Source organism: Ferroplasma sp. Type II (assembly GCF_000496155.1).
Genome location: NZ_KI542685.1, coordinates 1 through 1,667, shown reverse-complemented (window position 1 = coordinate 1,667; position 1,667 = coordinate 1). Strand labels below are relative to the sequence as shown.

The 1,667-nt window shown below is 30.4% G+C and carries 3 protein-coding genes; all 3 read left to right on the top strand.

Features of this window, described 5'->3' with window-relative positions:
* Window positions 1-56: 56 nt before the first annotated feature.
* Entirely contained in the window at window positions 57-227 is a 171-nt protein-coding gene (locus AMDU4_RS01055; protein ID WP_290703828.1) for a hypothetical protein, read from the top strand.
* Window positions 228-456: 229 nt separating this feature from the next.
* The gene (locus AMDU4_RS01050) at window positions 457-960 is read left to right on the top strand and encodes a hypothetical protein (RefSeq protein ID WP_021786147.1); all 504 of its coding nucleotides are present in this window, start codon (window positions 457-459) and stop codon (window positions 958-960) included.
* Window positions 961-1,380: 420 nt separating this feature from the next.
* Complete coding sequence (locus AMDU4_RS01045) at window positions 1,381-1,617, top strand: hypothetical protein (protein WP_290703825.1); 237 nt, start codon at window positions 1,381-1,383, stop codon at window positions 1,615-1,617.
* Window positions 1,618-1,667: the final 50 nt, after the last annotated feature.

Here is a 1,667-nt window from a genome sequence, read left to right as displayed (position 1 = left end):
AAAAATAGGGATAGCAAGTCATAAAGATAAAAATGAGGAAATAAAAACTGATGAACATGAATAATGCAAGGGAAGCTATACGGGTTATGCAGCCGGATGGCACAATCAAGATTGTGTTCAGAATCGTACATGAAAATCCTGCCAAGAAGGAAGAGGTTAAAGAAGTATCTTATTTTTACCTCCTTGATGGTGAAACCATACATGGAAAGATGTCAGGAGGTGTATAAAGAAAGCAATATATTTTATGTATGAGGTTTCCGGACGATTGGTCGATCGTTAAACTAGATATGTTTAGTCTGATTTACACACAAACGCGTAGAAATAATATGATTGCTGACACAACCGCTGTGCAGAATTATAAAGTAAGGATAACTAAACTATAATCAAGATTAAAAAAACAGATAAAAGAAAATTTTTATATTTTAACTTGATTTATACAGACGAGATGTGTGAAGTATGGACAAAAACGAAATAATAAAATTATTTGACAAAAGTAAGGATAAAAAAGGAAAATATAAATTTATAAAATTCCACCAGGACTCTACATATTATAAAACAAAAGATTTTACATTGTTTGAAATCGCCAATGAGAATGAAACTGATATATCCGATCTCAATCCTATGAATTATGACAATTTAGAAGATTACGCACAATTTAATAAAAAAGATATTGCAGCATTTACTAGCAACGCCGACGTGGAATGTTATTTATTGGTAGAACATGATAAAGATGCAGATTCATATAATTTAGACTTGGTTAGGGTTTTAAATGATTTTGCGAAATGCAATAAAAAATGCCCTGTATGCAATACAATATTTCAATATACTGCTACATATGAACGTGGATTTTCAGATTATGAAAATTTAGAATGTCCGATATGCAAATATAATTTTGGGGAAATAAGAGCTGATTGGGGAATTGGTTATAAAATTTTAAAGGAAGGTCATAAAAACGAATGATACTGGATTAATTAGCTATATAGTAGAAATAAGAGAGAAAAGAAAGTCTGCCACCGCACACCACTTATAACATGTGATGCATCCTGCTTAAAGCTATAAACAACGACAAGTATGGATATTATTACTGTAATAAATACCATATCTAAAAAAGGATTAGAAAAAAGGTATATAGTAAAATCACAGCATAAAAAAGGACCAAAATTAATGGAAAGTGCTATTGTGATTAATTTACATCGAAGCCGTTATGGAGTGTTTTCGAACTGTGCTTTTAATATAACGATATTTTATATTCAATTATATATTCATTTTCAAAATACAGATTAAGAATGTAGAGGGAAAACACCAATCTGAAGGGTGACGACTTTATTTCATGTACTATAAAGGAACATGTATAAACATACAAACGTTATTGACGTGATAGTGACAGATGAAGAAGGGGTATTTTGTAGGAAAATCCGTATGAGTAAAGTAATACTACTGAGGGATAGTAAGACACCTGATGCAAATTTTAGACCAGATTTTGTGTCTGTGCTTGAGAAAAATGCATGCGATGATAAATGCAATAAAAAAATTAGAGACACCAAAGAAAATAAGGGTATATACCCGTCTACATACTTAGTTTTCCATATAGGAAAAAAAGAAATAATTTGGATTTAGACAATATTATTAAATTCTATATTAATGGAGTTGAAAGAAAACAAAAACTC